At 69.0% G+C, this 25,844-nt stretch carries 25 protein-coding genes; 17 read left to right on the top strand and 8 right to left on the bottom strand.

The features are described from left to right. Positions 1 to 3: 3 nt before the first annotated feature. Positions 4 to 1,128 (bottom strand): NDMA-dependent alcohol dehydrogenase, encoded by a 1,125-nt coding sequence (locus V4U86_RS27560; RefSeq protein WP_395309005.1) that lies wholly within the window; start codon positions 1,126 to 1,128, stop codon positions 4 to 6. Between the two features lie 162 nt (positions 1,129 to 1,290). Between V4U86_RS27560 and V4U86_RS27555 the strand changes: the two genes are divergently transcribed. Continuing rightward, positions 1,291 to 1,794 (top strand): VOC family protein, encoded by a 504-nt coding sequence (locus V4U86_RS27555; RefSeq protein WP_395309004.1) that lies wholly within the window; start codon positions 1,291 to 1,293, stop codon positions 1,792 to 1,794. Here V4U86_RS27555 and V4U86_RS27550 read toward each other — a convergent pair. Continuing rightward, positions 1,777 to 2,769 carry a sigma-70 family RNA polymerase sigma factor gene (locus V4U86_RS27550; protein WP_395309003.1) on the bottom strand — a complete coding sequence of 331 codons (993 nt, stop codon included), beginning with the start codon at positions 2,767 to 2,769 and terminating at the stop codon, positions 1,777 to 1,779. The genes V4U86_RS27555 and V4U86_RS27550 overlap by 18 nt on opposite strands. Before the next feature lie 66 nt (positions 2,770 to 2,835). Here V4U86_RS27550 and V4U86_RS27545 point away from each other — a divergent pair, with 66 nt between their 5' ends. The 9 genes from V4U86_RS27545 (at position 2,836) to V4U86_RS27505 (ending at position 12,208) form a co-directional block, all read left to right on the top strand. Next, entirely contained in the window at positions 2,836 to 3,711 is an 876-nt protein-coding gene (locus tag V4U86_RS27545) for an alpha/beta hydrolase (protein ID WP_395309002.1), read from the top strand. Beyond that, positions 3,708 to 4,757 carry a hypothetical protein gene (locus V4U86_RS27540; RefSeq protein ID WP_395309001.1) on the top strand — a complete coding sequence of 350 codons (1,050 nt, stop codon included), beginning with the start codon at positions 3,708 to 3,710 and terminating at the stop codon, positions 4,755 to 4,757. The genes V4U86_RS27545 and V4U86_RS27540 overlap by 4 nt, the downstream gene beginning before the upstream one ends. A gap of 99 nt (positions 4,758 to 4,856) precedes the next feature. Beyond that, positions 4,857 to 5,606 (top strand): DUF2786 domain-containing protein, encoded by a 750-nt coding sequence (locus V4U86_RS27535; protein WP_395309000.1) that lies wholly within the window; start codon positions 4,857 to 4,859, stop codon positions 5,604 to 5,606. Continuing rightward, the gene (locus V4U86_RS27530; RefSeq protein ID WP_395308999.1) at positions 5,606 to 6,094 is read left to right on the top strand and encodes a TIGR04338 family metallohydrolase; all 489 of its coding nucleotides are present in this window, start codon (positions 5,606 to 5,608) and stop codon (positions 6,092 to 6,094) included. The genes V4U86_RS27535 and V4U86_RS27530 overlap by 1 nt, the downstream gene beginning before the upstream one ends. Further along, the gene (locus V4U86_RS27525; RefSeq protein ID WP_395308998.1) at positions 6,091 to 6,738 is read left to right on the top strand and encodes an O-methyltransferase; all 648 of its coding nucleotides are present in this window, start codon (positions 6,091 to 6,093) and stop codon (positions 6,736 to 6,738) included. Before V4U86_RS27530 ends, V4U86_RS27525 begins: the two co-directional genes overlap by 4 nt. 41 nt (positions 6,739 to 6,779) lie before the next feature. After that, positions 6,780 to 7,175 carry an SRPBCC family protein gene (locus V4U86_RS27520; protein ID WP_395308997.1) on the top strand — a complete coding sequence of 132 codons (396 nt, stop codon included), beginning with the start codon at positions 6,780 to 6,782 and terminating at the stop codon, positions 7,173 to 7,175. After that, positions 7,141 to 8,709, top strand: coding sequence for a glycosyltransferase family 39 protein (locus V4U86_RS27515; protein WP_395308996.1), 1,569 nt, complete (start codon positions 7,141 to 7,143; stop codon positions 8,707 to 8,709). Before V4U86_RS27520 ends, V4U86_RS27515 begins: the two co-directional genes overlap by 35 nt. Next, entirely contained in the window at positions 8,709 to 10,874 is a 2,166-nt protein-coding gene (locus tag V4U86_RS27510; RefSeq protein ID WP_395312238.1) for an MMPL family transporter, read from the top strand. Before V4U86_RS27515 ends, V4U86_RS27510 begins: the two co-directional genes overlap by 1 nt. A 65-nt stretch (positions 10,875 to 10,939) precedes the next feature. Then, positions 10,940 to 12,208 carry a glycosyltransferase gene (locus V4U86_RS27505; protein ID WP_395308995.1) on the top strand — a complete coding sequence of 423 codons (1,269 nt, stop codon included), beginning with the start codon at positions 10,940 to 10,942 and terminating at the stop codon, positions 12,206 to 12,208. A gap of 9 nt (positions 12,209 to 12,217) precedes the next feature. Here V4U86_RS27505 and V4U86_RS27500 read toward each other — a convergent pair whose 3' ends face one another. The 3 genes from V4U86_RS27500 to ilvD are packed head-to-tail and all read right to left on the bottom strand — an operon-like array spanning position 12,218 to position 15,382. Beyond that, positions 12,218 to 13,039 (bottom strand): nitroreductase family protein, encoded by an 822-nt coding sequence (locus tag V4U86_RS27500; RefSeq protein ID WP_395308994.1) that lies wholly within the window; start codon positions 13,037 to 13,039, stop codon positions 12,218 to 12,220. A 41-nt stretch (positions 13,040 to 13,080) separates the two neighbouring features. After that, the gene (locus V4U86_RS27495; protein WP_395308993.1) at positions 13,081 to 13,656 is read right to left on the bottom strand and encodes a TIGR00645 family protein; all 576 of its coding nucleotides are present in this window, start codon (positions 13,654 to 13,656) and stop codon (positions 13,081 to 13,083) included. 10 nt (positions 13,657 to 13,666) lie between these two features. Further along, the gene (gene ilvD / locus V4U86_RS27490; protein WP_395308992.1) at positions 13,667 to 15,382 is read right to left on the bottom strand and encodes a dihydroxy-acid dehydratase; all 1,716 of its coding nucleotides are present in this window, start codon (positions 15,380 to 15,382) and stop codon (positions 13,667 to 13,669) included. Between the two features lie 79 nt (positions 15,383 to 15,461). Here ilvD and V4U86_RS27485 point away from each other — a divergent pair, with 79 nt between their 5' ends. From V4U86_RS27485 to V4U86_RS27475, 3 genes are all read left to right on the top strand, one after another. After that, a complete protein-coding gene (locus V4U86_RS27485) occupies positions 15,462 to 16,058 on the top strand; it encodes a DUF305 domain-containing protein (protein WP_395308991.1) in 597 nt (198 codons plus the stop codon). Continuing rightward, on the top strand, positions 16,055 to 16,360 hold the full coding sequence (locus V4U86_RS27480; protein WP_395308990.1) for a metal-sensitive transcriptional regulator: 306 nt from the start codon (positions 16,055 to 16,057) through the stop codon (positions 16,358 to 16,360). The genes V4U86_RS27485 and V4U86_RS27480 overlap by 4 nt, the downstream gene beginning before the upstream one ends. Positions 16,361 to 16,522: 162 nt before the next feature. Further along, positions 16,523 to 17,482 carry a L,D-transpeptidase gene (locus V4U86_RS27475; RefSeq protein WP_395308989.1) on the top strand — a complete coding sequence of 320 codons (960 nt, stop codon included), beginning with the start codon at positions 16,523 to 16,525 and terminating at the stop codon, positions 17,480 to 17,482. A 66-nt stretch (positions 17,483 to 17,548) separates the two neighbouring features. Here V4U86_RS27475 and V4U86_RS27470 read toward each other — a convergent pair whose 3' ends face one another. Beyond that, positions 17,549 to 19,546, bottom strand: coding sequence for a M13 family metallopeptidase (locus V4U86_RS27470; protein WP_395312237.1), 1,998 nt, complete (start codon positions 19,544 to 19,546; stop codon positions 17,549 to 17,551). Between the two features lie 68 nt (positions 19,547 to 19,614). On the opposite strand from V4U86_RS27470, the gene V4U86_RS27465 reads away from it, so the two are divergent. Beyond that, positions 19,615 to 20,181, top strand: coding sequence for a hypothetical protein (locus V4U86_RS27465; RefSeq protein WP_395308988.1), 567 nt, complete (start codon positions 19,615 to 19,617; stop codon positions 20,179 to 20,181). Continuing rightward, positions 20,178 to 20,867, top strand: coding sequence for a hypothetical protein (locus V4U86_RS27460; RefSeq protein WP_395308987.1), 690 nt, complete (start codon positions 20,178 to 20,180; stop codon positions 20,865 to 20,867). The genes V4U86_RS27465 and V4U86_RS27460 overlap by 4 nt, the downstream gene beginning before the upstream one ends. Before the next feature lie 19 nt (positions 20,868 to 20,886). Here V4U86_RS27460 and V4U86_RS27455 read toward each other — a convergent pair whose 3' ends face one another. Further along, positions 20,887 to 21,363 (bottom strand): XRE family transcriptional regulator, encoded by a 477-nt coding sequence (locus tag V4U86_RS27455; protein ID WP_395308986.1) that lies wholly within the window; start codon positions 21,361 to 21,363, stop codon positions 20,887 to 20,889. Continuing rightward, the gene (locus V4U86_RS27450; protein ID WP_395308985.1) at positions 21,360 to 24,206 is read right to left on the bottom strand and encodes an MMPL family transporter; all 2,847 of its coding nucleotides are present in this window, start codon (positions 24,204 to 24,206) and stop codon (positions 21,360 to 21,362) included. The genes V4U86_RS27455 and V4U86_RS27450 overlap by 4 nt, the downstream gene beginning before the upstream one ends. A 298-nt stretch (positions 24,207 to 24,504) precedes the next feature. Between V4U86_RS27450 and V4U86_RS27445 the strand changes: the two genes are divergently transcribed. Continuing rightward, entirely contained in the window at positions 24,505 to 25,050 is a 546-nt protein-coding gene (locus V4U86_RS27445) for a hemophore (protein WP_395308984.1), read from the top strand. A gap of 117 nt (positions 25,051 to 25,167) precedes the next feature. After that, positions 25,168 to 25,836 (top strand): response regulator transcription factor, encoded by a 669-nt coding sequence (locus tag V4U86_RS27440; protein WP_395312236.1) that lies wholly within the window; start codon positions 25,168 to 25,170, stop codon positions 25,834 to 25,836. Positions 25,837 to 25,844: the final 8 nt, after the last annotated feature.

The raw sequence follows: 25,844 nt of genomic DNA, 5'->3' as shown, positions 1-25,844 counted from the left end.
TTCCTACCAGTCGGCCTCGTCGTACCGGATGACGCCACGGATGTTGTTGCCGTCCAGCATGTCCTGGTAACCGGAGTTGATGTCCTCCAGGCGGTAGCTGCGGGTGATCATGTCGTCGATGTTCAGCAGGCCGGACTTGTAGAGCGCGGCCAGTCGCGGCGTCTCCACATGCGAGCTGCCGCCGCCGAAGATGTTGCCCTTCAACGTCTTCTGCAGCATGGTGAACAGGAACAGATTCAGCTTGACGTCGGCGTCCATCATCGAGCCCATACCGGTCACCACGCAGGTGCCGGTCTTGGCGGTGAGGATCATCGCCTCTTCGATGTACTCGCCCTTCATCTCGCCGACGGCGATGATCACCTTGTCCGCCATCAGTCCGTGCGTCACATCGATGACCGGCGCGATGGCCTCGGCCATGGACGGGTAGACGTGCGTGGCACCGAACTTGATCGCCTGATCGCGCTTCCACTCGTTCGGGTCGATCGCGATGACCTGTTTGGCCCCGGAAATGACCGCACCCTGCAGCGCGCTCATCCCGATCCCGCCGACGCCCACGATGATGACCGTCTCGCCGGGCTTGACCTCGGCCACGTTGGTGGCCGAACCGAAACCGGTGGGAACCGCGCAACCCATGATGGCCGCGGTCTCGAACGGGATGTCCTCGTCGATCTTGACGACCGAGTCCTTGTGCACCGTCATGTAGGGGGCGAAGGTGCCGAGCAGGTTCATCGGCGACACCTCGTGGCTGCCGGCATGGATGCGGCTGGTGCCGTCGGCGATGGCCTTACCACCGAGCAGGACCGCGCCACGGTCGCACAGCGAGCGGAAACCCTTCAGGCATGGCGGACACTCACCGCAGGCCGGGATGAAGGCCAGGATGACGTGATCGCCCTCGGCCAGGCCGGTGACGTTCTTGCCGACCTTCGTGATGACCCCGGCGCCCTCGTGGCCGCCCAGGGCGGGCAGTCCGATCGGGGTCGCGCCGGTGGTGATGTGGTAGTCGGAGTGGCACATACCGGCGGCGTGCATCCGGATCTGCACCTCGTCGGCCACCGGGTCGCCCAGGTCGATCTCGTCGACCTTGAACGGTGAGTTGAGTTCCCAGAGCAGGGCACCTTTGGTCTTCATGGAAGCCGATAATAGAACACGTTTCAAATCGTTGGATATCCAGCGTGTGAACTGCATGTTTATCGGCTTCATTTCGTCGTCCGGAGGTTCTTCGCGATGAGTCCGGGCCGTGGCGCGGGTCTATTTCTCAGCACGCCGAAGAACCGACCCGAAAGGTGGCCCATGATGGCCCAGATCAACGCCCGCATCGTGCCCAACCTGTGGTTCGACCGAGAAGCGGAGCAAGCCGCCGAGCACTACATCGCCGCTTTCGGGGGCAATGGCAGGATCCTCGGCACCACCCCCGCGTACCCCGGTTCGCCGTCCCCGCAGGACGTACCGGTGGTCGTCGAGTTCGAGCTCGACGGGCAGCCGTTCGTCGGTATCAACGGTGGCCCGCATTTCCACTTCACCGAGGCGGTCTCCCTGGAGGTCCGGGTCGATGGCCAGGAACAGCTGGATCAACTGTGGGCCGCACTCGTCGAGGGTGGGGAGGAACAACCCTGCGGATGGCTCAAGGACAAGTACGGACTGTCCTGGCAGCTCACCCCGACGGCGTACTACGACCTACTGGCCGACGGCGACGAAGAGGCCAACGCCCGGCTGATGAGCGCGGTGATGGCCACCTTCGGCAAGTTCGACATCGCCGCGCTGGAGCGCGCCCATCGGTCAGAGCCGGTCGGGTAACCCGAACTTCTCGAACAACCGGGGATCCATGAACGCCACCACATGGGTGATGCCGGCCCCGGTCACGTCCATGACGTGCAACTGGAACGCTTCATGCACCCCGTTCTCCGGGTTGCGGAGGTACATCGCCGCCGCGGACTGCCCGTTCGCGCTGGTCGACAGCAATCGCATATCGCCGGGCCGTTCGGCCGGGCATTTGTCGCGGGACAAGGCGCCGATGGCTGCCGGCCCGACATACCAACTGTCGAAAGGGGGCATCTCCCAGATGGCGTCGTCGGTGAACAGTTTCTCCAACGCGTCGATGTCGTAGGCCTCGAACGCCGAGATGTAGCGGGCCAGCAGCTCCTGCGCCTCCGGGGACTCCGGGGTGGTCAGCGGCTGATCCGCGCTGGGGCCGACCGCGTCGAGTTGTGCCCGGGCGCGCTGCAGCAGGCTGTTGACCGCCGCCGTCGACGAGCCGACCGCGGCGGCCACCTCCGCGGCCCGCCACTGCAGCACGTCCCGCAACACCAGCACCGCGCGTTGCCGTGGCGAGAGATATTGCAGCGCCGCGACGAACGCCAGCCGCACCGACTCGCGGGTCCCCACCACGGCCTGTGGATCCGAGGGGTCCTCGGCGTCTGGCAGCGGCTCCAGCCACGGGATCTCGTGACGCTCGTGAATCTCGGTGTAGGGGTCCGAACTCTGGGTGCCGAGCCCCGACGGTAGCGGGCGCCGCTGCTTGCCTTCCAGCGCGGTCAGGCAGGTGTTGGTGGCGATCCGGTACAGCCAGGTGCGTACCGAGGATTTGCCCTCGAACCGGTCGTAGGACTTCCAGGCGCGTAGGAACGTTTCCTGGACCAGGTCCTCGGCGTCGTGCACCGAACCCGTCATCCGGTAGCAGTGCGCCTGTAACTCCCGCCGGTACCGCTGGGCATCGGCGAGGAAGGCGTCTTTGGAGTCGAACCGGCCATCTGTTTCTGTGAGGACGCTCACGTTGGGCAGCTTACTCACCGCCCCCGACAAGTGGGGTCCGTCAGACGCAGCCGATAGGCTCTCCCGGTGGCGATTACCCGCAGTGAGCGCAGTTTCGACGGTGTCGGCGGTGTCCCGATCTTCTATGACGTGTGGACGCCCTCGGCGGGCGGGGGCGAAGCGACTGGGGGGTCGGCACCGGCGGAGATCGCCGGTGTCGTGCTGATCTGCCACGGCTATGCCGAACATGCCCGCCGCTACGATCACGTCGCCCAGCGGTTCGGCGAGGCCGGTCTCATCACCTATGCGCTGGATCTGCGCGGCCACGGACGCTCCGGGGGTAAGCGGGTCTATCTGCGCGACATCTCCGAATACACCCAGGATTTCCATCACCTGGTCGGATTGGCCACCGCCGCGCACCCGGAACTGAAGCGGGTCGTGCTCGGCCACAGCATGGGCGGCGGGGTGGTGTTCGCCTACGGCGTCGAGCATCCCGACGACTATGCGGCCATGGTGCTGTCCGGCCCCGCGGTGTACGCCCAGGACGCGGTGTCGCCGGTGCTGACCGTGGTGGCCAAGGTGGTCGGCAGCCTGGCGCCCGGCCTGCCGGTGCAGGACCTGCCCGCCTCCGCCGTCTCCCGGGACCCGCAGGTGGTGGCCGCCTACGAGGCCGACCCGCTGGTGCACCACGGCAAGCTGCCCGCCGGGGTGGCCAAGGCGCTGATCGGGATCGGCGAGACCATGCCGCAGCGGGCCTCGGCGCTGACCGCGCCGCTGCTGGTCGTGCACGGTGAACAGGACAAACTGATCCCGGTCGCGGGCAGCCGGCGGCTGGTCGAGTGCGCGGGGTCCGCCGATGTCGCGCTCAAGGTGTACCCGCAGCTCTATCACGAGGTGTTCAACGAACCCGAACGCGCCGTGGTGCTCGACGATGTGACCTCATGGATCGAGACGCACCTGTGAAACGCATTGTCCGCCAACTGGGTTCATTGATGATGGTCACCATGCTGGTGGTCGGGTGCTCGTCCGGGGAAGACCGGGCCGGGCAACAGCAGGGCTGGGTCGAGGAGGAGGTCTCCTTCACCGACTCAGCCGGTCTCACCCTGCACGGCACCTACCGCCATCAAGGCGATGACGCCGGGCCTGCGGCCCTGCTGATCTCGGAGAGCGGGCAGACCGACCGCAACGGTGACAATGCGGTCGCCGGACCGGTCGGCAACATGCGCCAACTCGCGGAGTACCTGTCCGACAAGGGGATCGCCTCGCTGCGCTACGACAAGGTGGGCACCGGCAAGACCGGGCTCGGGCCGCACGCCCAGAATCCGGCCGCCGTGGGCAGTGCCGCCTACACCGCCGGGGCCCGCGCCGCGGTGCGTTACCTGGCCGGCCGGCCGGGGACCGACGACTCGCGGATCTCCGTCTACGCGCTCGGCGAGGGCACCATCCACGCCATGACGCTGGCCGACGACATCGAGCCAGACGCCCCGAGAATCCATTCGCTCGGTCTGTTCCAGCCGCTGCCCGGCCGCTACCTGGACATCATCACCGTGCGGGTGCGGGTGGACGTGGAGGCGGCCGTCGAGGCCGGGGCCAAGACCCCGGAGCAGGGCAAGACCGTCCAGGACGCCTGGGCGGCCGCGGTCGAGGAGGCCCGCACCCGCGGCACCGCCCCGCGGGAGCTGCCCGACGGTCTCGGCGCGATCCTGAACGCGGGCAATGTGAAAGCGGTCGTCGAAGCCGACGCCATCGACCCGATCGCGCTCGCGGCGAAGGTGCCCACCGGCACTCCGGTCCTGGTGACCTGCTCGGACTCCGACGGCCAGGCCAACTGCGCGGCGGTGCGTCCGCTGACCGCCGCGCTCAAGCACACCGCGCTGACGGTGCTGGACCTCAAGGGCGTCAATCACGTTCTGCGTGACGACCCCACCGACAACGTGGCCAACTACGCGAAACCCGGTCCGTTGTCCGCCCAGCTGACCGCCGCCCTGGACACGTTCGTCACCAAGTGAAGTCGTCGGTCTGGGGATGAAACCGGATATGTGCACAACCGCCGTCACCGGGGAGTCGCTGCGCGGGATCCTGTCGGCGCGACTTCTTAGCGTGGGGTCATGAGCAACGACAAGATGCTGGGCCGGATCGCGGCGCTGCTGCGCCAGGCCGAAGGCACCGACAACACGCACGAGGCCGAGGCGTTCATGGCCGCGGCGCAACGACTGGCCACCGCGACGTCGATCGATCTGGCGGTGGCCCGCGCGCACTCCGCGCAGCGCACCGCCGCGCAGGTCCCGGTGCAGCGCACCATCACCATCGGTGAGCCCGGCACCCGGGGGTTGCGTACCTATGTGCAGTTGTTCGTGGTGATCGCCATGGCCAACGACGTGAAATGCGATGTGGCGTCCAACTCGACCTTCGTCTACGCCTACGGATTCGCCGAGGACATCGACGCCAGCCACGCGCTTTACGCTGGTCTGCTGGTGCAGATGGTGCGGGCGTCGGATGCCTACATCGGCTCGGGCGCACATCGCCCCACCCCGACGATCACCGCCCGGCTGAACTTCCACCTGGCTTTCGGCGCCCGGGTCGGCCAGCGCCTCACCGAAGCCCGGGACGAGGCACGCCGGACGGCCACCGAGGACACCGAGCGGGCCCCGGGCACCGCACTTGCGTTGCGTAACAAGGACCTGGAGCTGAAGTCGTTCTACCGGCAGGCCTCCGCGGCGCGCGGTACCTGGCGTGCGACCAGTGCGTCGGCGGGCTATTCCTCGGCGGCGCGGCGAGCGGGGGACCGGGCGGGCCGCAGTGCCCGGCTGGGCCCGAGCCAGGAGCTGTCCGGGCCCCGGGCACGATTGGAACGCTAGTGCGCGATACCCAGCGCGCAAAGGTGTACGCCGCAGAGGAATTCGTGCGCACCCTGTTCGACCGGGCCGCCCAGCACGGCACCGGGGCCATGGACTTCTTCGGTACCGCCCTGACCCTGCCGCCGGAGGCCCGGTTCGGTTCGGTGGAGTCGGTCCGCCGTTACGTCGAGGATGTCCTGGCGATGCCGGCGGTCCGCGACCGGTGGCCCGGGGCGCGGGTTCCCGCGGTGCGGCCCCGGCGCGGGTTGACCGCGGCGCATTACGAACCCGGTGACCCGGCCACCATCGCGGTGCCGGACCGGCACACCACCTGGGCACTGCGGGAACTCGTCGTCCTGCACGAGATCGCCCACCACCTCAGCGCCGGCGGCGCACCGCACGGTCCGCAGTTCGTCGCGACCATGACCGAACTGGCAGGCTGGGTGATGGGACCCGAGGTCGGGCACGTCCTACGGGTGATCTATTCGAAAGAAGGGGTGGCCGGATGACCGAGCCTGCAGCGGTGGACAGACTGTTCGACGAGTTGCTGCACACCGAGGATGACGCGCTGCGTGCGGCGCGCGAATCGACCGGACCGGCCGGGATGCCTCCCATCGAGGTGTCCGCGCAGCACGGTCATCTGCTCGGCCTGCTCGCCCGCATCTCCGGTTCCCGGCGGGTGCTCGAAATCGGCACGCTGGCAGGCTATTCCACCATCTGCCTGGCCCGTGCCGTCGGCCCGGACGGGCAGGTGGTCACATTAGAGTACGAGCCCCGTCATGCCGAGGTGGCCCGGGCGAATCTGGCGCGGGCCGGTGTCGGGGACCGGGTCGAGGTGATCGTGGGTGCCGCGCTGGACACCCTGGCGGCGCTGGACGGCCCGTTCGACATGTTCTTCATCGACGCCGACAAAGAGAACAACCCGTCCTACGTCGAGGCCGCGGTCGGGCTGGCCGCCCCGGGGGCCCTCATCGTCGTCGACAACATCACCCGCAACGGCCGGGTGCTCGATCCCGCCCCCGACGATCTGCAGGCCGCGGCGGTGCGCGACACCCTGGCGATGATGGGTGAGCATCCCCGCCTGGACACCGCGGCCATCCAGACCGTCGGCGCCAAGGGCTGGGACGGTTTCGCGGTCGCGGTGGTGACCTGACGGCGGGGTTCGGATGATCCCGGCGCGGGTACCCGGCGCCGATGTGGAAGGTGCACCGCGACGTCGGCGCCGCCCCGGACGTGGTGTGGCAGATCCTGGCTGATCTGGACGCTTGGCCGCGGTGGGGCCCGACCGTGTCGCGAGCCGAACTGGACGGCAGCGCGCTGCTGCTGGGGGCGACCGGCCGGGTGTTGACGCCGGTCGGGATCCCGCTGCCGTTCGTGATCACCGAGTTCGAGCCCGGCCGGAGCTGGGGCTGGGATGTCGCCGGGGTACCCGCCACCCGGCACGGGGTGCAGCCGCACGGGAACGGCAGTCGGGTGTGGATGAGCGCCCCACTGTGGGCTCCGGCGTATCTGCCGGTTCTCGCGGTGGCGTTGCGGCGCATCGAATCGATGGCCCGTGCCGCCGCGAATGCCGGACCTGGCCGCCGCTGACCGACCCCCGGCGCGCCCGGGGGCGGCGCAGGTGGGCGGCCGCGCCGACGCATTGCTGCTCGGCCTGTTCGCCTTCCTCGTCAGCGGCGCCGGCGCCGGTCGCCCGTCGCTCTGGATGGACGAGGCCGCCACGGTCTCGGCAACCGATCGTCCGCTCCCGGAGTTGTGGGCGCTGTTGCACAGCGTCGATGCCGTGCACGGCCTGTATTACCTGCTGTTGCACGGCTGGTCGGCGCTGACGCCGCCCGGCGAGCTGTGGCTGCGGCTGCCCAGCGCGCTGCTGGTGGGAGTGGCGGCGGCCGGCGTGGTGGTGTTGGGTCGGCAGTTGTCGACGCGGTCGGTGAGTCTTGCTTCGGCGGCGGTGTTCGCGTTGTTGCCGCGCACCACCTGGGCCGGTATCGAGGCGCGGCCGTACGCGCTGACCATGGCATGTGCGGTGTGGTTGACCGTGCTGCTGGTCATCGCCATCCGGCGCGGGTCCGTCGGGCTCTGGGCCGCATACGGGTCGGCGCTCGCCATCGCGGTGGCCGTGAACGTGATGGTGCTGCTGATCGTGCTGCCGCACGCGGTCCTGGTGATCCTCGCAACCCCGGGGCGCCGGGCCCGCGTCGCGTGGACCGCCGCCGTCGCGCTGGCGGCGCCGGCCATGGTGGCGGTGGTGTTGATCCTCGCCGGCCAGCAGGGGCAGGTCAGCTGGATCTGGCCGGTGGGCCCGGCGACCGCCGGGCAGATCTTCGCCGAGCAGTACTTCCCGTCGGTGTACTCGGACAGCCTGCGGGTCGTCGGACCCGGCCAACGGCAGTTCACCGCCGAGCAGCTGGCGGTGGCCGTCCGGGCCTGGCTGCGCGTCGTGCCGCTGATCAGCCTGGTCGTCGTCCTGGCAGTGGTAGCCGGGCGGAAGTGGCGCCGCGGGACCGCGGTGATCCCTTCCGGCGCAAGGTCGTTGGTTGCCGTGTCGGTGACCTGGATCGTCGCGCCGACCGCGCTGTTGGTCGGGTTCTCGGCCCTCGTCCGGCCGCTCTACCAACCGCACTATCTTGCCTTCAGCACGCCCGCGGTAGCACTGCTGATCGGTCTCGGCGTCGTCGTGGTCGGGCAGAACGGCCGCCGGATCGGCGTCATCCTGGCACTGCTGGCCGTGGCGGCGGCACCCAACTATCTCGCCCAGCGGGGCCCGTACGCCAAGTACGGCTCCGATTACAGCCAGATCGCCGGCGTGCTGGCCGCGCACTCTGCCCCGGGCGAGTGCCTGTCCGTTGTCGGCGGGGACAGCGGGTCGCCGGCCGACGGCGTCGAGGGCGCCCGGTTGATCCACCGTGACGGGCTGGTCGATATCGGAACGGATGAATCTGCCCGGCAACGGAATTCGCTGTTCGGTTCGCGGCTTCCGGTGGACCGGCGGCCGCTCGCGGACTGTGCGGTCGTGTGGGTCGTCACCGCCGCCGAGGCCCGCCCGGGGACGCCCGGATTTCGGGTGCAGCAGCAGTGGCACTTCAACCAGACCGTGGTGAGCAAGCAGGTCCGCACCCGATGATGCTGGACAGGATCGCGACGTGGGCGCTGCGGGCACCCAGGCGAGTCGCCGCCCTCGTGGCGTTCGCGGCGGTCACCTCGGCGATCCTCGGCGTCCCCGTGGCCTCGCATCTGACCGCCGGGGGGTTCCAGGATCCGGCAGCCGAATCGGCGCGGGCCAACCGGACCCTGACCGAGGTGTTCGGCAAGAGCGAGGTCCAGCTGGTGCTGGTGGTCGGCCGCGCCGACGGCCGGCCAGCCGAGGCCGTGGAGGCCGCCGGACGCCAGATGGTGGGCCTGCTCGAACGCAGCCCCAACGTCATCGGCGTGCTCTCGCCGTGGACCTCACCACCGCAGATCGCCCGTGCACTGGACGGGGCGGACGGCTCCGGTCTGGTCATCGCCGACCTGCGTGGCGGGGAGAGCCGAGCGCCCGGATACGGCGCGGACCTCGTCGCGGCCATCGGCGCCGAGATTCTCCCGCAGTTCCCCGGGGTGCAAGTGCAGGCGGGCGGATCGGCGATGGTGTTCGCCCAGATCACCGACCAGACGTTGCGGGACGTGCTGATCATGGAGTCGATCGCCGTGCCGCTGAGCCTGCTGGTCCTGGTGTGGGTGTTCGGTGGGCTGCTCGCCGCCACCCTGCCGTTGATCGTCGCGGCGGCCGCGATCGCCGGGACACTGGCGGTACTGCGGGGCATCACGTTGTGGACCGACGTGTCGATATTCGCGTTGAGTCTCGCGACGGCACTGGGTTTCGCGCTCGCCGTCGACTACACCCTGCTGATCCTGAGCCGGTACCGCGATGAACGCGCCGACGGTGCCGACCGCGATCGGGCCGTCCGCGCCACGATGCGCACGGCCGGTCGCACCATCGTGTTCTCGGCATTCATCGTCACCCTGTCGATGGCCACCCTGGTGCTGTTTCCGATCCCGTTCCTGCGGTCCTTCGCCTATGCCGGGGTGGCGACGGTGTCCTTGTGCGCGCTTGCCGCGCTGGTCCTCACGCCGACCGGCATCGTGGTGTTCGGCGAGCGCCTGACCATCCGGCCCGGTCGGCATCAACCCGGAGTGCGACAGGGATTCTGGTATCGCAGTACCGCGTTCGTCATCCGCCACGCGCTGGTCCTCGGGGTGGGCGGATTCCTGCTACTGGCGCTGGTGGGCGCACCGTTCCTGGACGCCCGGTGGGGCAACCCCGACGACCGGGCGCTGCCCCGCTCCGCGTCGGCCCACCAGGTCGGTGACGTGCTGCGCGCGCAATTCCCGGGCCGCTCCGGGACCGAGAGCATCGTCGTGGTGCCCGACGCGCAGGGCCTGAGCCCGGCAGACTGGGACGGGTACTCCGCGGCGGCATCTCGGATCGAAAGTGTGCTGGCGGTATCCGGTCCGACCGGGACATTCGTCGCGGGTCGCATGACCGGACCCCCGGCCGGTGGCACCGAGATGCGTTCCGGCAGCGCCTACCTGACGGTCACCGGTGCGGCCGCCCTGTTCACCGAGGCGTCCGAGACGCAGCTGCACAGTCTGCGGGCACTGCCCGGTCCGGGCGGGCGCGCTGTGGAGATCACCGGCGCCGCCGCGGTGAACAGCGACGGTGTGCAGGCGATCGCCGCGCGGTTGCCGGTGGTGCTCGGGCTCATGGCGGCGGTGATCTTCGTGGTGCTCTTCGCCCTGACCGCCAGCGTCGTGCTGCCGCTGAAGGCGCTGGTGCTCAACACGTTGTCGCTGTCCGCCGCGTTCGGTGCACTGGTGTGGATCTTCCAGGACGGCCACCTCGGGGCGTTCGGGACCACACCGACCGGCACCCTGGTGGCCACCATCCCGGTGTTGTTGTTCTGCATCGCCTTCGGGCTGTCGATGGACTACGAGGTGTTCCTGTTGGCCCGTATCCGGGAGTTCTGGCTGGAGCAACCCGACCAGGACCGCAGCATCACCCTGGGGCTCGCGCACACCGGGCGGGTGGTCACCGCCGCGGCACTGATCATGTCCATCTCGTTCGCCGGACTGATCGCCGCGCAGGTGTCCTTCATGCGGATGTTCGGCGTCGGGCTCGTCCTGGCGGTGCTGGTCGACGCCACCCTGGTGCGGATGGTGATGCTGCCGGCATTCATGCACCTGCTGGGGCGATGGAACTGGTGGGCGCCGCAGTTCCTGCGGCGCCCGAGGAAACCTGTGCGTTCCTGAACCCATCCGGCGCGCCACGGGGTCCGAATCCCTGACAGATCGACGACACAGGAGGAGGCTCTGCCGTGGCGCTCATCCTGGCCTACACATCGCCCGCGCTGGGGCACCTGTACCCCTTCTGCGCGCTGCTGCAGGAACTGGCCGCCCGCGGACATCAGATCCGTGTCCGCACCCTGGCCGACGGGGTGCAACTGTGCCGGGACCTCGGGTTCGAGGCAGGTGCCGTGGACGCCCGCATCGAGTCGCTGCACAACGAGAACAGCGCCGGCGGCGTGCTCCGGGCGGCCGGTGGCACCGTCCGGGCCCTGACCGCATGCGCGGCGGTCGAGGTCGGCGATATCGAGCAGGCGGTACGCGAGGTTGCCCCCGACCTGGTCATCGTGGATTCCAACTGTTGGGGGGCGATCTCCTTCGCCGAGGCGAACGACCTTGCCTTCGTGGTGTTCTCGGCCTTCACCCCGTACCTGCGGTCACCGGGATCACCGCCGTTCGGGCCCGGTGCCCGGCCGTGGCCCGGGCCGCTGGGACGCATCCGGGACTGGGGCGTCGGGCTGGTCACCAGCGCGGTCTTCGACCGCCCGTTCCGGCGCGGTATGCACCCGGTGCGGGCCGGCCTGGGACTGCCCGATGTACGGTCGGCCAACGAGCTGCTGCGGCGGGCACCGGCCGTGCTGGTCGCCACCGGCAAACCGTTCGAATACCCGCACACCGACTGGGGTCCGTCGGTCGCGATGATCGGCCCGGCCTCGTTCGACCCGCCGCCGGCCCGGACTCCGGGGTGGTTGCACGACGTCGAGGACCCGATCGTGCTGGTCACCACCTCCTCGGTGCCGCAGGCCGATGACCGGCTGATCCGTACCGCGGTCGAAGCGCTGGAGGGCCAGGCACTGCACCTGGTGGCGACCTCGCCGGCCCGGACCATGACGACCGCCGACGACCGCCCCGGGGTGACGCTGTCGGAGTTCGTACCGCATTCGCTGGTGCTGGAACGCGCGGTGTGCGTCATCACCCATGGCGGGATGGGGGTCACCCAGAAGGCCCTGGACCGCGGCATCCCGGTCTGCGCCGTGCCGTTCGGCCGCGATCAGTTCGAGGTGGCGCGGCGGGTGGAGGTGGCCCGCTGCGGGGTCCGGCTACCCGCCAAACGGCTCACCCCGGCGACCTTGCGGGCCGCGGTCGCCGATGCCATGTCGATGGCCGACGGAGCCGCCGCCGTCGCCCGCGGGTTCGCCGCGACCGGCGGTGTGCGGCGCGGCGCGAATATCGTGGAAAGCTTTCTACCGGAAGGCGATTCCGTGACAGGTGCGGCTGTCGAGCGGATCAGCCGAGATTGAACGTCCTCGCTATGCGAGATTGAATGTGGTCGTCTCCGCGACCGACCGGCGCTGCGCAGGCGGCAGCGGGGCGCCGACCGCGGACGGACCGATCCGCACCAGCACCTGCGGATAGGCCTCCCCGTCGAACACCTCACACGCCAGCGCCAACCGGTTGCGGGCGTCGCGCAGCGGTGCGGTCAGCGGGCAGGTGGCGAGTCCCAGTGCGGCCGCCGACAGGGTCAGCCCACTGAGCGCCTCGCCGGCCCGGAGCCTGGACAACTCGGTGTCGGTATCGGTGGCCAGCACGAGCATGACTGCGTCGTCCCCCGGATGCCCGGCCGAGTCGGCCCCGTAACCGAGCCCGAACTCGGTGTCCCCGGCCCGCTCCCACCGGCCGGCCGGCACCACCGCGAGTTGCACGCCGAGACGCTGTGCCCGGATCACGAACAGTTCGATGGTGCCCGCCGGCAGCGCGCCCCGGTACGGCCGCCGGTCGGCCCGGCGTCGGGTGATCGCGCCGGCCAATTCCATACTGCCCGCTCCGGGCGGGTGCTGCTCCAGCTCGAACGCCGCCAGCACACCGTCATCCGGGAAGCGGACGATGCGGCTGCCCCACCCCGCGGCGGCGAATGCGACTGCGCAGTGGTGCAATACCGCCCCGCAGCTGAGCAGCACGTCGCGCCGGTCGGCGTCGGTGTCGCCGAGGCTGCGGGTCCAGTCGGCGGACAGTTGCACACCGCTGTCGTCGACCACCCACCGCCACGGCTGGGCGTTGCCCGCCGACGGCGCACGCGCCGCGAGGTCCAGCACGCTCTCCAGCTCCGCGGCGTCGGGGAACGTGGTGGGCATATCTCGCACCTCCTGTGCTGCCGGTGACCGTCTCTGCGGATCTAGTGTGCGTCAGCGCGATTGATCGCGGCCACCTTCGCCGAGATCCAGTCCACATAGGCCAGACCGATGGCCGATGCGATGAACGCCATGTGGATGATGGTCTGCCACTTCAGCGTTTCGGGCTCGAGATTGTCGGCATTGATGAACGATTTGAGCAGGTGGATCGACGAGATGCCGATGATCGACATCGCCAGCTTGACCTTCAGGACGTTCGGGTTGACGTGGCTGAGCCATTCCGGTTTGTCCGGGTGGCTGTCCATCCGGATCCGCGACACGAAGGTCTCATAACCGCCGATGATCACCATGATCAGCAGGTTCGCGATCATCACCACGTCGACGAGGCCCAGCACGATGAGCATCACCGCGGCCTCGTTCAGATGGTTGAAATCCTTGGCGAGATGGATCAGTTCCTTCCAGAACACGATCACGTACACCACCTGGGCCACGATGAGCCCGAGGTACAGCGGTGCCTGCAGCCAGCGGCTGACGAAGATCGCCGAGCCGATGACGCTGGTGAAGGACTGGAACGGCGGCCGCGCGGCCGGGGCTGCGGCGGTGTTTTCGGTTGTGGTCATCCGCTGCGTCTCAGCTGCACACCGCGCCGACGGCAGCCGAGCCCACGAGCTTGGTGTACTTGGCCAGCACGCCGGTCTTGTAGACCGGGGGCAGCGGTTCGAAACCGGCTTTGCGGGACTCGAATTCGGCCTCGTCCACCAACAGGTCCAGTGTTCCGTTGGCGACATCGAGGCGGATCCGGTCACCGTCGCGGACGAACGCGATCGGGCCGCCGTCCACCGCCTCGGGGGCGATGTGCCCGACACACAGACCGGTGGTGCCGCCGGAGAACCGGCCGTCGGTCATCAGCAGTACGTCCTTGCCCAGGCCGGCGCCCTTGATGGCGCCGGTGATCGCCAGCATCTCCCGCATGCCCGGGCCGCCCTTGGGGCCCTCGTAGCGGATGACGACGACGTCGCCGTGGGTGATGGTGCCGTCCTCCAGGGCATCCAGCGCCGCCCGTTCGCGCTCGAAAACCCTTGCGGTGCCCTCGAACACATCCGAATCGAAGCCGGCAGACTTGACCACCGCGCCCTCCGGGGCGAGCGATCCGTGCAGAATGGTGATCCCGCCGGTCGGGTGGATCGGGTTGTTCATCGCTCGCAGCACCTTGCCGTCCGGGTCCGGCGGCTCGATGTGGGCCAGGTTCTCGGCCATCGTCTTGCCGGTGACGGTCAGGCAATCGCCGTGCAGCAGACCGGCATCCAGCAGCGCACGCATCACCACCGGGACGCCGCCGATCTCATCGACATGCTTCATCACGTAGGCGCCGAACGGCTTCACATCGGCGAGGTGGGGCACCTTGTTGCCGACCCGGGTGAAGTCGGCCAGCGTCAGCTCCACACCGGCTTCCCAGGCGATGGCCAGCAGGTGCAGCACCGCGTTGGTGGAGCCACCGAACGCCATCACCACCGCGATGGCGTTCTCGAAGGCCTCCTTGGTCAGGATGTCGCGCGCGGTGATCCCGCGGCGCAGCATCTCCACCACGGCCTCACCGGAGCGGCGGGCGTACTCGTCGCGGCGCTTGTCGATCGCCACCGGGGATGCGCTGCCCGGCAACGACATGCCCAGGGCCTCGGCGGCCGAGGCCATGGTGTTGGCGGTGTACATGCCGCCGCAGGCACCCTCGCCCGGGCAGATGGCGCGTTCGATGATGTCGACGTCCTCGCGCGACATCAGCCCGCGGGCGCATGCGCCGACCGCCTCGAAGGCGTCGATGATGGTGACTTCCTTCTCGGACCCGTCGGTCAGCTTGGCCACACCCGGCATGATCGAGCCGTTGTAGAGAAAGACGCTCGCCAGGTTGAGCCGGGCGGCGGCCATCAGCATGCCTGGGATCGACTTGTCGCAGCCGGCGAGCAGCACCGACCCGTCGAGGCGTTCGGCCTGCATCACAGTCTCGACGCTGTCGGCGATCACCTCGCGCGACACCAGCGAGAAGTGCATGCCCTCGTGGCCCATCGAGATGCCGTCGGACACCGAGATGGTGCCGAACTCCAGTGGGTAGCCCCCGGCCTCGTGCACACCGCTCTTGACGGCCTGGGCGAGGCGCTGCAGCGACATGTTGCACGGCGTGATCTCGTTCCACGACGAGCCGACCCCGATCTGCGGTTTCGCCCAGTCGTCGTCGCCCATGCCGACCGCGCGCAACATGCCGCGCGCTGCGGTCTTCTCCAGGCCGTCGGTGACGTCGCGGCTGCGGGGTTTGATGTCCACCCCGGGGCGAGTTTCAGATGGTGAGGGCATGGAAGAAGTATGCCTGTGGCCCGGTGGCCGACCCAAACCTTTCCTGGATACCCCCTTGGGGTACCGGTAGCCTGGGGGCATGACCCGGACCCGATTGATGGCCCTGCTGGCCGTTGTGGCGGTCGCCGCCCTGATCTCGGGTTGCGTCGGGCAGGACGCGCCCCCCTCGGCGGCCGGGGAATCCGGCGCATCCGCCGAGGCCGGTCTGACACCGGGAGTCAACGCCACCGACCGTGCCTTCGCCTACGGCTTGCTGGCCCAGCGTCCGCAGGTCGACCACCTGGTGGAACTGGCCCGCACCAATTCCGGTAACCCGGCGGTGATCGCGGCGGCCGAGGCGCTGGCCCGCAGCGAGCGCCAGCAGAGCGACACCGTGAACGCGCTGCTGGTGCAGTGGAGCGACGGGGAGGAGGGCGGTCAGGGGCCGCCCCCGGAGGGCCCCAACCTGTTCGACCGCGGCGCCGTCGAACGCCTCGGGTCGCTGACCGGCCCGGAGTTCGACACACTGTGGCTGCAGGCCATGCTCAACCACCACCAGGCGGTCATGATCATGGCGTCCTCCGAGATCAAGGACGGCGAGGACATCAACGCCAAAACCCTGGCCCAGGCGGTCCTGTCGACCCGTCAGGCCGAGGTCGAACAGATGCAGCACTTGTTGGGAGGCGGACAGCGATGAGTGACGAGACGGTTGCGGCCGAACACGGCTATTCGCCGCAGAAAGAGAATTACGCCAAACGCCTGCGCCGCATCGAGGGGCAGGTCCGCGGGATCGCCAAGATGATCGACGACGACAAGTACTGCATCGACATCCTCACCCAGATCAGCGCGGTGAACAGTGCCCTGCAGTCCGTCGCGCTCGGCCTGCTCGACGAGCATCTGGGGCACTGCGTCACCCAGGCGGTCGCCGAGGGTGGCAGCCAGGCGGACGCCAAACTCGCCGAGGCGTCGGCCGCCATCGCCCGGCTGGTGCGGTCCTGAGAGCCGTCACAGGTGTAACGATCACCACCGTCGCCACGATCAAACACCCAGGTCAGTGACACAGGTCGGGTGGTGATGAGGGGTCCGTCCGACCTCGTCGCGGGTTAGCTGGTGACAGCCCTGTGACACACTGGTCAGCAGATATGCCAGTGGAGGTGACATATGTCGCAGCGGACGAGGAACAGACTCGCCAGCGCGATCTTGGCGGCCGGATTGGTCGTTGGATTCGGATTCGGCAGCCCGGCTGCCCAGGCAGAACCGCCGGCGCCGCAGCCGGCACCGGCGAACCCGCTCGGGTCGTCCTCGGAGACCGAACGTGATCCGTTCGCCCCGGTCGGTGGTCCGGGAGCACAGCCGCTGCCGATCCCCGCAGGCACCCCGGCCGGGCAGAACCCGAACCCGTTCCGTGGATTGCCGCCGTTCGTTCCGCCCACGTTCAACCCGGTGAACGGCTCGATCGCGGGCGCCGCCAAACCGATCTACATCAACTTCGCCCGTCCCATCGCCAACCGGCAGATGGCGCAGGACGCGGTGCACATCACCTCGAACCCGCCGGTGCCCGGCCGGTTCTACTGGGTGACCGACACCCAGCTGCGCTGGCGGCCCCAGGACTTCTGGCCGGCCGGCACCGTGGTGAGCATCGATGCCGCCGGTACCAAGTCGAGCTTCACCGTCCCCGAACAGTTGGTCGCGACGATCGACGACGCCACCAAGACCATGACTGTGGTGCGGGACGGCGAGGTCGAGAAGGAATTCCCGGTGTCGATGGGCAAGGCCGGCAACGACACCAAGAACGGCACCTACTACGTGCTGGAGAAGTTCGCCGACATGGTGATGGACTCCTCGACCTACGGGGTCCCGGTGGACTCCGAGGACGGGTACAAGACGCCGGTCAAGGATGCCGTGCGCATCGACAACAGCGGCATCTTCGTGCACGGTGCGCCCTGGTCGGTCGGCGCGCAGGGCAATTCGAACGTCAGCCACGGTTGCATCAACCTCGCACCCGAAGACGCCAAGTGGTTCTACGACAACTTCGGCAGCGGCGACGCGGTCGTCATCAAGAACACCGACGGCGGCTGGTACGACCAGCCCGACGGTGCGTCGGACTGGCAGATGTTCTGACCTGACCGACTGGAACGCGAAAATCCCCCGAAGCCATCAGGTTTCGGGGGATTTTCGGTTCAGCGATCAGTTCCAGATGCGGACCCGGTGCTCGGGCTTCAGATACAGTTCATCGTCGGCGTCGACCTCGAACGCCTCGTAGAACGCGTCCAGGTTGCGGATGACGCCGTTGCAGCGGAACTCCGGCGGTGAGTGCGGGTCGGTGGCGAGCCGCCGGATCGCCTCGGCGTCACGGGATTTGGTGCGCCACACCTGAGCCCACCCGTACAACACCCGCTGCACCCCGGTCAGCCCGTCGATGACCGGCGCTTCTTCGCCGTCGAGGGACAGTTCGTAGGCCAGCAGGGCGATGGACAGCCCGCCGAGGTCGCCGATGTTCTCCCCGACGGTGAACGCGCCGTTCACGTGGTGGGAGGGGTCCAGATTGCGCGGCGTGAAGGACTCGTACTGCTCGATCAACGCGGCGGTGCGATGGCCGAACTCGGTGCGGTCGGCGTCGGTCCACCAGTTCACCAGGTTTCCGTCGCCGTCGTACTTGGCGCCCTGATCGTCGAAGCCGTGCCCGATCTCGTGCCCGATCACCGCGCCGATGCCCCCGTAGTTGGCGGCGTCGTCGGCGCCGGCGTCGAAGAACGGCGGCTGCAGAATCGCTGCCGGGAAGACGATCTCGTTCATGCCCGGGTTGTAGTAGGCGTTGACCGTCTGCGGGGTCATGAACCACTCGTCGTGATCCACCGGACCGCCCAGCTTGGCCAGATCGCGGTCGTACTCCAGCGCGTACCCGCGCTGGTAGTTGCCGTACAGGTCGGCGCGGTCGATGGTCAGCGCCGAGTAGTCGCGCCAGCGGGCCGGATATCCGATCTTCGGGGTGAACTTGTCCAGCTTCTCCAGCGCGCGCTCACGGGTCTGCGGGGTCATCCACGGCAGGTTGGTGATGCTGACGCGGTAGGCCTCGCGCAGATTGGCCACCAGTTCGTCCATCCGGGACTTGGCTTCCGGCGGGAAATGCCGCTCCACATAGAGCTTTCCGACCGCATCGCCCATCAGGCTCTCGACCAGTCCGACGCCGCGCTTCCAGCGGTCGCGGATCGCCTCGGTGCCACTGAGCGTCTTTCCGTAGAACGCGAAGTTCTCGGCGACCAGGTCATCGGTGAGCAGCGAGGCGCGGGAACTGATGACGCGCCAGCTCAGCCACTGCTTCCAGTCCTCCAACGACTCGGACGCCCACAGGGCGGCGAACGCGGTCAGATAGTCGGGCTGGCGCACCACGACCTCGGCCGGTGCGGCCCCGAGTGCGCCCACCCAACCGGACCAGTCGAATCCCGGTGCCTCGGAGGCCAATTCTGTGAAGGCGCGCAGGTTATAGGTGAGGTCGGCGTCGCGGCGCTTGACCACATCCCAGTGCGCGGCCGCCAGCTTGGTCTCCAACGCCACGATGCGCTCGGCGGTCTGGGCATGCGGGCCCTCGCCGTGAATGCCCCCGTCGCTTCGCTCGCCCCCGTACACGAGCGTCAGCATCCGGGTGATGTGGCCCGGGTAGGCGGCCAGGATCTCGGCGTGGGAATCCTCGCGGTAGTAGGACTCATCGGGCAGGCCGAGCCCGGACTGCGACATGTGCAGCAGGTAGCGGGTGGAGTCCTTGGAGTCGGTGTCGACGTACACGCCGGTGCCACCGCCGATCCCGGTGCGCTGCAGCCGGCCCAGGACGACGGCCAGCGCCTCGCGGTCGGGGGCGTCGGCGATGGTGGCCAATTCGGCCAGCAGCGGCGCCACTCCCACACGGGCGACGGTGTCGGTGTCCATGAAGCTGGCGTACAGGTCGCCTATGCGGCGCTGATCGGTGCCGACCGGCGCCTCGGCCGCGGCGGCCTCGGTGATGATGTCGCGGACCTGCTCCTCGGCGCGGTCGGCCAGGGTGCGGAACGCGCCGTCGGTGGCCCGGTCGGCCGGGATCTGGTATTCGTCCAGCCAGCGGCCGTTCACGTGTCCGAACAAATCGTCCTGGGGACGCACCGCGGAGTCGACGTAGCTCAGATCGATGCCGGATCGGATGTCTTCGGTCAAAGAGATATCTGACGTCACTCTCACATCCTGCCAGAGGATCGGGGTGCGGCACCGGTAGCCTCACGGCCATGCCTGATGAGCAAACCCGGGGGCTGTCGGTCTACGGCGTCGCCGCGATGGTGTTCGGCGTGATCGGGGTGGCCGCCGCGGTACTGGCGACGCTGGTCTGGTCCGGGCACCGCAGTGAGGTGGCGGAGCGGACACACCAGACCGAGGTGCTGCAGGCAGCGGCGGACTGGACGGGTCTGCTGATCAATCTGACCTCCGACACCGCGGCGCAGAACCTGCAGCAACTGCGCGACGGCACCGTCGGTCAGCTCAACGTGGAGTTCGACAACACGGTCGAGCCGTTCACCGATCTGGTGGCCAAACTGGATTCCAAGACCGTCGGCCAGGTCGAATCGGTATCCATCGAGACGCTGCAGCACCGGCCAGGTGACCCGCCGGGAAGCCCGGAGCCCGAGCAGCCCGAGCTGTCGACGGTCGCCTCCCGGACCGACACCGTGCTGGTGGTCGCCACCTCGGTGAGCCAGAACGCCGGCGCCGAGCCGACCACGGTGCGCTGGAACCTGCGCCTGGACGTCTCGGATGTGGACGGCAAACTGCTGATCTCGCAGCTGGAGGCGATCCGATGAGGAATCGGTTGCGCGTTCTCGGGGTGGACATCCTGGCGCCGCTGGCGGCGATCGCGGGTCTGCTGCTGATCGGCGCGGTGCTGGACTGGCCGCGCTGGTGGGTGGCGGTGTGCACGGCGCTGTGCCTGCTGATCGTGCAGGGCGTGGTGGTCAACGCGGCGCTGTTCCGCCGTGACGGGGTGACCGTCGGGACCGACGACGACGGCCCGCTGCTGCGCTTCGGGGTGGTGGCGGTGGCGGCGGTGGCACTGGTGGGTGCGGTGTTCGTCGGCTACACCCGGTGGACCATCCCGGACCGGGATCTGAACACCGACAGCGCCGAGGTGGTCGGGATCGCCAGCAGTGTTTCCGAGGCGTCGGCGACGTTCTCGCCGAGCAGCCCCGACGCGGCGATCGACCGGGCCACAGCCTTGATGTCCCCGCGCCGCGCCGAGGCCTACCGTAATGAATTCGCCGCGGTGGCAAAGGATTTGACCAGCAGAAAGATCTCCGGTCAGGCGCAGACGCTGTCGGCCGGGGTGGAGGCCATCGGTCCGTCGGTGGCCAGCGTCGCGGTGGTGATGCGCGGCACCCAGCACGCGCCGGGCAAGCCGGCCGATGTGGCGGTGCTGGCGTTGCGGGTGACGCTGGAGAAAGAGGACGGCCGGTGGCTGGTGACCGACGTGACACCGATCAACGCGCGCTGACGGTGCTCGGCGAGAGCGGCTAACCCGAGTTGGCGGCGCGCTGGGCGCGGATGCGAGCGAACCGGTCCGACAGCCGCCGCATCCGGATCATCATCGAGGCCGACGGGGTCGCGACTCCATCGGTGAACTCCACGAAGTCGTCCAGGTTCACCCCGATCCGCGACGCGAACTCCGGGGCGCCGAGCCCCGAGCGTTCCAGCAGCTGCCGCACGTGGCGGGCCACCTCGGCTCGCTCATTGGCCTCCAGATGCTGTCGGGCCTTCTCCAGGACCTCGGTCAACGCCGCCGACACCCCGTAGGGCTGCTCGGTGGCGAGCACCTCCTCGACCTGGCGGGCGGTCCGGCCGAACGGATCGCGCTTGATCGCGGCGACGATGCGCTGCCACACCTCGAGATCGTCGTTGTCCAGCGCGGCGCGGATCGCCGACGTGGGCCAGAACTCGACCGGACGGTCATCGGCGCCACCCTGGACTCCCGGCTTGGCCGACAACGTCACCTCGTCTCCTCCAGCATCGCTACGGCAACCGACAGGCACCGCTGACGGACGGTGGCCCAGTCGGCGTCGGTCTGATCCGGCTCGTCCGGTTCATCCGACGGACGGGGGTCGGCCAGTCGCCGAACCAGTTGGGTGGCCACCCAGTGCGCCCGCGGGCCATGTCCACAGTAGTACCGGTCCATTTTGGTCAGGACTTCAGCGGCGGTGTGGGTTTCCATGGAATCCACCAGCCGGGCGAACTCGGTGTAGTCGCGCGTGCTGTTGCGGCACATCAGCAGATAGCTCTTCAGCCGCAGCGTTTCGGCACCGGTCGGGACGAGCAGTCGGTCCCCGGTCGGCAACTGGACGGTGGTGGCTTCCATGGGGCCGCGGCGTTGCACCGGCAGGCGTTCGGAATCGGAGGCGGTGGCCAGGGCATCGAGCGCGACGTCGAGCCGGCCGCGCCACATGGTGATCGGGTGCACCGGCCTGGCCATGGTCGGGATCCGCCCGCTGAACCGGCGCCCGCCCACCACCTCGGGGTCGGGGGCGCATCCGCTGAACGCCAGCGGATCGGGTACCACCACGGTTTGCGGGGCAAGGCTTTTCAGCTTCGCAGCGCTCTTGACCACCGTCCGCAGGTCCCCGCTGGGTGCGGCGGCCGCCGTCTCGGGGACCATCACCAGGTCGGTGATGTCGACCTTGGGCAGCGGCTTCTCGAAGTCCACCGACGGCAGGATCCGGTCCAGCCACCGCGGCAGCCACCAGTTCCACTCGTCGAACATCGCCATCAGCGCGGGCACCAGGATCAGCCGCACGATGGTCGCGTCGACGGCGATGGCCGTCGCGCAGGCCACCCCGATCTGGGCGACCAGCGGCATGCCCGCGAACGCGAACCCGATGAACACCGCGATCATGATCAGTGCCGCGCTGGTGATGGTGCGGGCGCTGGTGGACACCCCGTAGGTGACGGCGTCCCGGGTGTTGTTGGTGATCAGATACCGTTCCCGGATCCTGGTCAGCAGGAAGATCTCGTAGTCCATCGACAGGCCGAACGTCATCGCCAGCACCAGCGGGGGCACCGTGCTGTCCAGCGACTCCAGCGGCGCGAAGCCCAGATCCTCCAGCCAGCCCCACTGGAACACCACCACCAGGCTGCCGTAGGCGGCCGCCACCGACAGCACCGTCATCAGCACACCCTTGAGGGCGAGGAACACCGAGCGGATGGCGATCAGCAGCATCACGAACGCGATGACCGAGACGAAGACGAACACCAGCGGCTGGACCTGGGAGACCTGATCGTCGAAATCCTTGATCAGCGCGGTCGGGCCGCCGACGTCGATGCGGACGTCGCTGTCCACCCCGGGTAGCTCGGCGCGCAGCCAGTCGACGGTCTCGCGGGCCCGGAAATCCTCGGGGTCCACCGAGAGGACCGCCGACATCAGCGCGCTGTCGTCGTCCTTGCCGAGGGCCGGCGGGGACACCGTCGCGACATTGGGCGCCTGCGACATCCGCATCGAGATGCTGTCCAGCGTGGCGCGAGACGCCGGTCCGTCGGCGTCGCCGTCGGGGAAGGTCACCAGCACCCGGACCGGCCCGAGCACGCCCGGCCCGAGCGCCTCGGCGGCCGCGTTGACCCCGCCCCGGATCTCGTGGGTGGGATCGAACTGGCGCAGCATGCTGTTGCCGAGCGTCATCGCGAACGCCGGCGCGGCCATGGTGAGCAGGAAGACCGCGGCCAGTGACGCCGACAGCCACGGTCGCCGCATGACGCTGCCGATCCACCGGGTCCAGAACCGGGACTGGGTGGTGTCGGGCCGGCGCGACCAGTGCAGCAACCGGGAACGCTTGGCCGCCGACCGGCCGAAGGTGGCCAGCACCGCCGGGGTCAGCGTGGTCGAGGTCAGCACCGCGACGGCCACTGCCAGGATGGCGCCGGTGGCCATGGACTGCAGCACCGGGGTGTTGATGAGGTAGATGCCGGTCACCGAGGCGATCACGGTCAGACCGGACAGCACCACCGCCAGGCCGGAGGTCGCCATCGCCGCGTCGACCGCCTGCGCGGTGTCGCGGCCGGCCCGCAGTTCTTCGCGGTATCGCATCAGGATGAACAGGGAGTAGTCGACGGCCAGCGCGATCCCGAACATCGACACCGTGGAGGTGGCGAACACGCTCATCGTGGTGACCGAGGACAACAGGAAGACCACGCCCATGGTCACCGCCACGGTGCACACCCCGAGCAGCAGGGGCATCGCCGCCGCGGCCAGCGAACCGAACACCGCGAGCAGGATGATCAGCACAACCGGCAGGTTCCACTTCTCGGCCTGCGCGACGTCGTGTTTGGTGGCGTACTGCGCGGCGGCGCCGAGCGCGCCCTGACCGATGACGTGCAGGCGGACCTTGCCGTCCTCGGTGGCGCCGGCGGTGTCCCCCTCGATGCCGACCTTCTCGCGAAGCTGATTGGCGATGTCGACGGCCCCGCTGTTGTTGAAGTCCATCTGCAGCTGGACCACATAGGGGCGGTCCGGCGCGGGCGGCGGCTGCTGCGGATTGGGGATCTCTTTGATGCTGGGCACCTCGGAGGCGATGCGCTGCAACTGCGCCACGGCGGCGTTCATGTCCTCGAACGACGCGTCCGCGCGGGGCACCGCCACCAGAGCCAGCGGCGAGGCGCCCTGTTCGGGGAACTGTTCCTCGAGCTGCTGCTGAACGTGCAGCGATTGCGACCCTTCGACCTCGAACCCACCACCGGTGAGCTGGTCGGAGTGGTTCATCGCCAGGTAAACGGAGGGCACCAGCAGCAGAACCCAGACCACAAACACCGCCCAGCGATATCTGCGCAGGCTGCTGCTCAAGCGCATCATGAACTGCTGGATGGCGCCCCTCGCATTTCTCCCCGCTTGGCCGGTAAGCGAGAGCGTACCGCAGCAGCCTGTGAGCTGTCGGGGCGTCGATTTCACTTGTGACCAGCCCGAAATGTTCGGCCGGGCCGAGGTCCCCCCGGCCCACACCCGGGACCACCTGCAAGTTTGCTGTGAAGGTGGCCGTGCGGTGCGGCAGATGGCATGATGGCGCAGGTTCAGTACTGGGTCGGGGATTCGAGCACTGACGATCGCGACTGTTCGCGAGCCGGTTGAACGTGCATTGCCCGAAGGAGCGCCCATGACCGTCATCACTGCCAGCGTGCGTCGCGGACTACTCGCCGCGTTCGCTGGAACCGCCGTCGGCGGGACCGCGCTGTTCGGTGTCGCCGCAGCACATGCCCCTGCCGCCGACGCCGCGCCGGACCCCTGCGCCGCCAGCCAGATCGCCAAGACGGTCGGCGCGGTGTCCACCTCGATCGGCACCTACCTGGACGCGCACCCGGAGACCAACCAGGCGCTGACCGCGATCGCCGCCCAGCCGGCCGGACCGCAGTCCTTGGTCGCGACGAAGACCTACCTGGACGCCAACCCTGAGGCGGCCGGCGACCTGCAGCGGCTGCAGGCACCGCTGGTCCGGTTGTCCACCCAGTGCAAGCTGCCGGTGAGCCTGCCGCAGCTGCTCGGCGTCATGCAGGGTGTCCAGTCGCCGGGCGGGCTGGACGCGCTGGTGACCGCGGGCGCGGAGGGCGCCGCCGAGGCGGTGTCCTCGGCCGGGACGCCGAAGCCCGCCGCCACCGCCGGCACCGGACCGCTGCCGGGCCCCGCCGCCACCACCACCGGATGACGGTGCGGGGCGTCACCGAGGGCATAACTGAGCGGATGGTCCCGAAACGGCCATAATCCAGGGGTGCGCACCACAATCGAGCATTCCTCGTCGGAGAGCACCGGCCGGACGGTCCTGATGGTCGACGACGACCCGGACGTGCGGACCTCTGTGGCGCGCGGGTTGCGGCATTCCGGCTTCGACGTCCGGGTGGCCTCCAACGGCAAGGAGGCGCTGCGGCTGCTCTCCAACGAGGCGCACGACGCCCTGGTGCTCGACGTACAGATGCCCGAACTCGACGGGGTCGCCGTGGTGACCGCGCTGCGGGCACTCGGCAACGACATCCCGATCTGCGTGCTCTCGGCCCGCGACACCGTCAACGACCGGATCGCCGGCCTGGAGGCCGGCGCCGACGACTACCTGACCAAACCGTTCGACCTCGGTGAGCTCGTCGCCCGGCTGCACGCCCTGTTACGCCGGTCCAGCCACTCCGAACAGGCCTCCGACGTCATGATCGTGGGCCCGCTGACCATCGACACCGCGCGTCGGCTGGTCTACGTCGACGGTGAACGCGCCGAGCTGACCAAGCGGGAGTTCGACCTGCTGGCGGTGCTGGCCGAGAACGCCGGTGTGGTGCTGACCCGGCAGCGTCTGCTCGAGCTCGTGTGGGGCTACGACTTCGACGTGGACACCAACGTCGCCGACGTCTTCATCTCCTACCTGCGGCGCAAGCTGGAGCGCCAGGACCGGCCGCGGGTCATCCACACCGTCCGCGGTATCGGGTACGTGCTGCGGGAGGAGGCGTAACCCGTGCG

Origin of the sequence: Mycobacterium sp. AMU20-3851, from assembly GCF_043974665.1 — a bacterium.
Taxonomy (GTDB): Bacteria; Actinomycetota; Actinomycetes; order Mycobacteriales; family Mycobacteriaceae; genus Mycobacterium.
The sequence above is the reverse complement of the archived record's forward strand: the minus strand, read 5'-3'. Positions and strand labels throughout refer to the sequence as shown.

Bases quoted from the DNA above. Each gene is read 5' to 3' on its own strand.
- V4U86_RS27485 (WP_395308991.1), top strand. From the start codon at position 15,462: ATGACCCGGACCCGATTGATGGCCCTGCTGGCCGTTGTGGCGGTCGCC.
- V4U86_RS27480 (WP_395308990.1), top strand. From the start codon at position 16,055: ATGAGTGACGAGACGGTTGCGGCCGAACACGGCTATTCGCCGCAGAAA.
- V4U86_RS27525 (WP_395308998.1), top strand. From the start codon at position 6,091: ATGACCGAGCCTGCAGCGGTGGACAGACTGTTCGACGAGTTGCTGCAC.
- V4U86_RS27445 (WP_395308984.1), top strand. From the start codon at position 24,505: ATGACCGTCATCACTGCCAGCGTGCGTCGCGGACTACTCGCCGCGTTC.
- ilvD (WP_395308992.1), bottom strand. From the start codon at position 15,382: ATGCCCTCACCATCTGAAACTCGCCCCGGGGTGGACATCAAACCCCGC.
- V4U86_RS27535 (WP_395309000.1), top strand. From the start codon at position 4,857: ATGAGCAACGACAAGATGCTGGGCCGGATCGCGGCGCTGCTGCGCCAG.
- V4U86_RS27440 (WP_395312236.1), top strand. From the start codon at position 25,168: ATGGTCGACGACGACCCGGACGTGCGGACCTCTGTGGCGCGCGGGTTG.
- V4U86_RS27450 (WP_395308985.1), bottom strand. From the start codon at position 24,206: ATGATGCGCTTGAGCAGCAGCCTGCGCAGATATCGCTGGGCGGTGTTT.
- V4U86_RS27510 (WP_395312238.1), top strand. From the start codon at position 8,709: ATGCTGGACAGGATCGCGACGTGGGCGCTGCGGGCACCCAGGCGAGTC.
- V4U86_RS27560 (WP_395309005.1), bottom strand. From the start codon at position 1,128: ATGAAGACCAAAGGTGCCCTGCTCTGGGAACTCAACTCACCGTTCAAG.
- V4U86_RS27555 (WP_395309004.1), top strand. From the start codon at position 1,291: ATGATGGCCCAGATCAACGCCCGCATCGTGCCCAACCTGTGGTTCGAC.
- V4U86_RS27520 (WP_395308997.1), top strand. From the start codon at position 6,780: ATGTGGAAGGTGCACCGCGACGTCGGCGCCGCCCCGGACGTGGTGTGG.
- V4U86_RS27500 (WP_395308994.1), bottom strand. From the start codon at position 13,039: ATGCCCACCACGTTCCCCGACGCCGCGGAGCTGGAGAGCGTGCTGGAC.
- V4U86_RS27465 (WP_395308988.1), top strand. From the start codon at position 19,615: ATGCCTGATGAGCAAACCCGGGGGCTGTCGGTCTACGGCGTCGCCGCG.
- V4U86_RS27475 (WP_395308989.1), top strand. From the start codon at position 16,523: ATGTCGCAGCGGACGAGGAACAGACTCGCCAGCGCGATCTTGGCGGCC.
- V4U86_RS27495 (WP_395308993.1), bottom strand. From the start codon at position 13,656: ATGACCACAACCGAAAACACCGCCGCAGCCCCGGCCGCGCGGCCGCCG.
- V4U86_RS27460 (WP_395308987.1), top strand. From the start codon at position 20,178: ATGAGGAATCGGTTGCGCGTTCTCGGGGTGGACATCCTGGCGCCGCTG.